Source organism: Miniimonas arenae (assembly GCF_006351005.1).
In the GTDB taxonomy this organism is placed as follows: domain Bacteria; phylum Actinomycetota; class Actinomycetes; order Actinomycetales; family Beutenbergiaceae; genus Miniimonas; species Miniimonas arenae.
Map to the genome: position 1 here is coordinate 1 of NZ_VENP01000108.1, position 2,225 is coordinate 2,225.

The following is a 2,225-nucleotide window of genomic DNA, read 5'->3' on the forward strand; positions in this document are numbered from 1 at the left end:
TTCTCCCAGCCCTTGCGGCAGGAGTCGCACTCGCGGCAGGAGTTCACCATGCAGCCCACGCCCACCCGGTCCCCGACGGCGAACCGCGTCACCTCCGCCCCGACCTCGGCGACGGTGCCGGCGATCTCGTGGCCGACGACGAGCGGGTAGGGCGCAGGGCCCCACTCGGCGCGCGCGGTGTGGATGTCGGAGTGGCAGATGCCGGCGTAGGCGATCTCGATGCGGACGTCGTGCGGGCCGACGTCACGGCGCTCGACCGTGGTGCGGACGAGCGGGGCGTCGGCGGCGGTCGCGGCGACGGCGTTCACGGTGGTGGGCATGGGACCAGCGTGCGGGGTGCGGTGCCGTCGCGGCAAACCGTGCTCCGGGCGTCGTAGGGTCGGGGGCATGCTGGTGGCCTTCTCCGTCGCCCCGTCCGGAACCGGTGAGCTGCCCCTGACCGGGGACGACGGTTCGGTGTCCGAGGCCGTCGCCGCGGCGCTCGCGGTCGTCGCCGTCTCGGGGCTGCCCTACCGCCTCGACTCGATGTTCACCACGCTCGAGGGGGACTGGGACTCCTGCCTCGCCGTCGTGAAGGCGGCGACCGAGGCGGCGGGGCGGTACGGCTCCCGCGTGAGCCTTGTGCTCAAGGCCGACATCCGGCCGGGCCGGACGGGCGAGCTGACCGGCAAGGTGGCGCGCGTCGAGGAGCGCCTCGCGGCGTCCGAGTGACTTCTGGCTGAGTTCCGCCGAGCCCGGCTGTCCTCGCCGTCACCCCCGCGTCGCGGCCATCACGGCACGAGCACCATCCGCCCCGGGGTGTCCCACACCCGCGCGACGTCGGCGAGCGGGTGCGACTCGACGTCGATCGTCAGGTCGCCGCGCGCCGTCGCGTCGAGCACCTCGGCGGCCGCCGCGAACATCGCGCGCGGTCCGACGCTGCCGAGCCCGCTGCCGCGCAGGCGCAGCGGCCGACTGCGCAGCCAGGCCCCCGGAAGCGTGAGGTCGGCCCCGGCGAGCGTCCCGATCTCGACGACGTCGAGCGGCCGGTCCGGGCCGCGTTCCGCGCGCAGCAGGGCCGGGAGCAGTGCCGCAGTCCGCTCGCCCCAGAGGTAGTCCACGACGACGTCGACGCCGTCGGGCGCGGCGTCCGCGAGCTGGGCGGGCAGGTCCTCGTCGAGGTGCACGACGGCGTCCGCACCGCGGTCCCGCGCCGTCGCCAGCGCCACGGGGTTGCGTCCGGCGGCGACGACTCGTCCGGCGCCGAGGACCTGCGCCACCTGGACGGCGAGCAGACCGGAGACCCCCGTGGCGCCGTGCACGAGCACCGTCGCGGGCGCGGCGCCGACGGCGGACCGCGCGCCGAGGAGGTCCGCGAGCGGGAGCCATGAGGAGGTGCCGGGGTTGACGACCGCGGCGGCGCGCGCGTCGTCGAGCGCGTCGGGAACCGGGACGGCCCAGCCGGCGGGCACGGGCGCGCGCTCCGCCAGGGTGCCGCGGACGAGCTCGGCGTGCGGGCCGGCGCGCTCTACCACCACGTCGAGGACATGACGACGCTCTACGACGAGATGGCCACGGCGATGGCGCGCGAGATCGCCCGGCCTTCGACCGCTGCGTCCGGTGGTGACACCGACTCCCGAGGCGCTCACGCTCCCGGGGCCACGGCCCCGTGGGAGGCCGACACCGACTCCCGAGGCGCCCACGCCGCCGGCGCCACGGCCCCCGGGGAGGCCGACGCCGACTGGCCGGCGATGCTCACGGCGGCCGGCCATCGGATCCGCACCGTGCTGCTGTCCCACCGCGACGGGGGCCGGCTCTACGCGGGCCGCCGCCTGCGCGACGTCGGGCCGGCGGTCTCGATGGAGGCGCCGCTGCGCGCGATGACGGCGGCGGGCCTGGATCTCGGCGTGACGGTGACCGCGCTGCAGGCCGTCGCCGACCTGACCGTGGGATTCGTCATCGAGGAGCAGCACCGCGACTCGGGGGAGTCGGGCGCGTACGACCCGGAGGCGCGCCGCGCGTTCGTCGACGCCGATCGGCACCCGCTCACCGCGGCCGCGAGCGTGCCCATGCTCGCGCCGGGCGACGAGCGGTTCGCCACGGCGCTCGGGTTCGTCGTCGACGGCGTGCGGGCCCGTCTCGCCCGCTGACGCCGCCCCGCGGGGCGTGCGGGCCCGCCTCGCCCGCTGACCCCCGCGGGGCGTGCGGGCCCGTCTCGCCCGCTGACCCCCGCGGGGCGTGCGGGC

4 protein-coding genes are annotated in these 2,225 nt (G+C 77.2%); 2 read left to right on the forward strand and 2 right to left on the reverse strand.

Annotation, left to right across the window (positions count from 1 at the left end):
• Positions 1-320, reverse strand: a 320-nt coding sequence (locus FH969_RS14750) for an alcohol dehydrogenase catalytic domain-containing protein (protein ID WP_180359831.1), incomplete at its 3' end; no start/stop codon positions are given.
• 67 nt (positions 321-387) lie between these two features.
• Between FH969_RS14750 and FH969_RS14755 the strand changes: the two genes are divergently transcribed.
• Positions 388-711, forward strand: coding sequence for a thiamine-binding protein (locus FH969_RS14755; protein WP_139987948.1), 324 nt, complete (start codon positions 388-390; stop codon positions 709-711).
• Positions 712-770: 59 nt separating this feature from the next.
• On the opposite strand, the gene FH969_RS14760 is transcribed toward FH969_RS14755, so the two are convergent.
• A complete protein-coding gene (locus tag FH969_RS14760; RefSeq protein WP_139987950.1) occupies positions 771-1,514 on the reverse strand; it encodes a zinc-binding dehydrogenase in 744 nt (247 codons plus the stop codon).
• Between FH969_RS14760 and FH969_RS15530 the strand changes: the two genes are divergently transcribed.
• Positions 1,491-2,129: a TetR/AcrR family transcriptional regulator C-terminal domain-containing protein gene (locus tag FH969_RS15530; RefSeq protein ID WP_218975335.1), complete on the forward strand. Its 639-nt coding sequence runs from the start codon at positions 1,491-1,493 to the stop codon at positions 2,127-2,129. The genes FH969_RS14760 and FH969_RS15530 overlap by 24 nt on opposite strands.
• Positions 2,130-2,225: the final 96 nt, after the last annotated feature.

Bases quoted from the DNA above. Each gene is read 5' to 3' on its own strand.
- FH969_RS14755 (WP_139987948.1), top strand. From the start codon at position 388: ATGCTGGTGGCCTTCTCCGTCGCCCCGTCCGGAACCGGTGAGCTGCCC.